Source organism: Pinirhizobacter sp., assembly GCF_035317885.1.
In the GTDB taxonomy this organism is placed as follows: domain Bacteria; phylum Pseudomonadota; class Gammaproteobacteria; order Xanthomonadales; family Rhodanobacteraceae; genus Pinirhizobacter.
In genome coordinates, this window is record NZ_DATHFX010000056.1 from 1 (window position 1) to 3,096 (window position 3,096).

Annotated in this window: 3 protein-coding genes; 2 read left to right on the forward strand and 1 reads right to left on the reverse strand. The window is 67.8% G+C overall.

The annotated features are described in order from the left end of the window. Both metB and VK519_RS01695 read left to right on the forward strand, forming a co-directional pair. Positions 1-1,073, forward strand: a 1,073-nt coding sequence (metB, locus tag VK519_RS01690; RefSeq protein WP_324347046.1) for a cystathionine gamma-synthase, incomplete at its 5' end; no start/stop codon positions are given. Next, on the forward strand, positions 1,070-2,128 hold the full coding sequence (locus VK519_RS01695; protein WP_324347047.1) for a homoserine dehydrogenase family protein: 1,059 nt from the start codon (positions 1,070-1,072) through the stop codon (positions 2,126-2,128). The genes metB and VK519_RS01695, both read left to right, overlap by 4 nt. Here VK519_RS01695 and VK519_RS01700 read toward each other — a convergent pair. Then, positions 2,129-3,096 (reverse strand): APC family permease (locus VK519_RS01700; RefSeq protein WP_324347049.1); only part of this gene is annotated, 968 nt, incomplete at its 5' end.

A 3,096-nucleotide genomic window follows, 5' to 3' on the forward strand; every position in this document is an offset into this window, starting at 1 on the left:
GCTTCGGCAACAAGCGCCGCTACGATTATTCCCGCAGCGGCAACCCTACCCGCGACCTCCTGGCCGAAGCGCTGGCGGAGCTGGAAGAAGGCGTGGGGGCCGTGGTAACCGGTAGCGGCATGGCTGCAGTGGCGCTGGCGCTGGAAATCGTGCCTGCCGGGGCAACGGTGCTGGCGGCCCACGATTGCTACGGCGGCACCTGGCGCCTGCTCGACGCCTGGGCCAAGAAGGGCCGTTTCCAGGTGCGCTTCGCCGACCTCACCGATCCTCAAGCGCTGGCCGAGGGCCTGGCGGCGAAGCCCGCGCTGGTATGGCTGGAAACACCGTCCAACCCGCTGCTGCGCATCACCGATATCCGTCACGTGGCCCAGGCGGCGCACGCGGTGGGTGCACTGGTACTGGTGGACAACACGTTCCTTTCGCCTGCCCTGCAACGCCCGCTCACCCTGGGTGCGGACATCGTGCTTCACTCGACCACCAAGTACATCAACGGCCATAGCGACGTGGTCGGCGGCGCGGTGATTGCCCGCGACCCGGCCGTGGCCGAGCAGCTGAAGTGGTGGGGCAATTGCAATGGACTGACTGGCGCACCTTTCGACAGTTACCTTACTTTGCGCGGCCTGCGCACGCTTTCGGTACGGCTGCGGGCGCATGAAGAGAATGCCCGCCTGATTGCCGCGCGCCTGGATGCGCATCCGGTGGTGCGCAAAGTGTATTACCCGGGGCTCACCGATCATCCCCAACATGCGCTGGCCGCGCGCCAACAGTCGGGCTTCGGTGCCATGCTCAGCTTCGAACTCGATGGCGATGAACCGGCCATCCGCGCCTTTGTCGATGGCCTTGAATACTTCTCGCTGGCCGAGTCGCTCGGCGGCGTGGAAAGCCTCATTGCGCATCCGGCGTCGATGACGCACGCATCGATGGCGCCCGAGGCCCGCCGCACGGCCGGCATCAGCGATAGCCTGCTGCGCCTGTCGGTGGGCATCGAAGATGGCGACGACCTGATCGCCGACCTCGATGCCGCATTGGTGCGCGCGCAGGCCAAGCAGCCCAAACGCCGGGTCGGTGCATGAGCGCGGTGTTGGCGACGGGCCCCGGGCCTTCGCGCAAGGCCATCGTATTGTTGGGTACGGGCGTGGTTGGCAGCGCGCTGCTGCGCCTCTTGCAGACCCCCGCGGCCCACGGCTTGCACCTGGTGGGCGCGGCCAATTCCCGTCGGCAGCATGCCGACGCCGCCGGGCTCGCCCCGGCGCATGTCCGTGAGCGGCTGGCAGCCGAGTGCGGCGAACGCGACGACGACGCGCTGCTGGCGACCCTCGACGCCAGCGGCGCGTCCCGTCGCGTCATCGTCGACGCTACCGCCTGCAGCCGCGAGGCTTCGCAACACGCCCGCTGGCTGCATGCGGGCTACCACGTGGTCACGGCCAACAAGGCTTCGGCCGGCGGGGAACTGCACAGCTGGCGTGCCCTGCAAGCGGCGGGTGCCGGTGATCGCTATGGCGACGCCGCCACCGTGGGCGCCGGGCTTCCCGTGCTGTCCACGCTCCGGCGCCTTCGCCAGTGCGGCGATAGCCTGCTCACGCTGGAAGGGGTTTTTTCCGGCTCCTTGTCGTGGTTGTTCAACCAGTACGACGGCAAGCAGGCGTTTTCCGCCTTGCTGCACGAGGCGCGACGGCAGGGTTATACGGAGCCCGACCCCCGTTCGGATCTTTCCGGCGAGGATGTTGCCCGCAAGCTGTTGATCATCGCGCGCACGGCGGGCTTCGCGCTGGGGCACGATGAAGTGGAAATCGAAAGCGTGGTGCCGGCGTCGCTTCAGGGCGTATCCACGGAGCAATTCCTGCAGCGGGCCGCGGAACTGGATGCGCCGTTGGCCGAACGGCACGCCAGGGCGGCTGCGCGTGGCTGCGTGCTTCGCTACCTGGCGCGGTTGAACCAGCGGGGCAGGGCGCGTGTCGGGCTGGTGGAGGTGCCTCGCGACCATCCATCAGCGCGGCTCACCGGCACCGACAACCAGTTCGCCCTCACCACAACCCGTTACCACGCCCAGCCGCTGGTGATCCAGGGGCCGGGCGCGGGACCTGAGATCACCGCCCAGGCCCTGCTCGGTGACGTGCTGTACGCCTGATCAGGCGCGCGGCTGTACCACGTGCGGGCCGTGGTCGCGTGGTTCGTGATGGGCTTCGGCCCGGGCTTCGTCCACGCTGGGCGTGCGCCAGCCGGACTTCACGCCCCAGACATAGAACACCAGGCCCACCAGCGCCACCACGATGAGGTCCATGCCGTAGGACAGGTAGCCCATGCCGCCGAAGGTGGTGCTGCCGGCCCATGACAATGCGGCTACCGAGGGCAGGTAGAAGATCAGCCACCAGGCGCCCTTCAGCTGCCGGCCGAAGTCGTGCCAGCCCTGCTTGTACTGGTAGTACAGGTACACCGGCAGGGCCACCACCATCAGCAGGATGATCTCGCCCGTCAGCGGCCAGCGTGCCCAGTACAGCAGCTCCGTGGCGCAGATGAAGGCGAGCCCCGCCACGAAGGCAAGTCCCTTCAGGCGGAACGGGCGCGCCATATCCGGTGCCGTGCGGCGCAGGGTCATCGCGCTGACGGGGCCGGTCAGGTAGGAAATGATCGTCGCCACCGAGATCACTGCCGCCAGCGTTCCCCAACCGCGGAACTTGAACAGGAACAGGAACGACACCGCCAGGTTCAGCCACATCGCCGGACGCGGCACGCCCCACTTCGGATGCAGGCGACCAAGCACCTTCGGCAGCGTGCCGTTACGCTCCATGCCGTAGAGCATGCGGGCGGTGGTGGCGGTGTACGTGATGCCGGTACCGCTGGGGCTGATGAATGCATCGGCGTAGAGCAGCATGGCAAGCCAGTGCAGGTTCACGATCACGGCAAGCTGCGCGAACGGCGAACTGAAGTCGATGCCGTTCCAACCGGCCTTGGCCAGCAGATCCCGCGGCACCGCGCCGATGTAGGCCACCTGCAGCAGCACGTAGACGATGGCGGCAAGGGCGATCGAGCCCAGTACCGCGAACGGAATGCTGCGCCCGGGGTTACGCGCCTCGCCCGCGAGGTTCACCGGGCTTT

Excerpts from the sequence above, each read along its gene's own strand:
- VK519_RS01695 (WP_324347047.1), top strand. The coding sequence starts at position 1,070 with ATGAGCGCGGTGTTGGCGACGGGCCCCGGGCCTTCGCGCAAGGCCATC.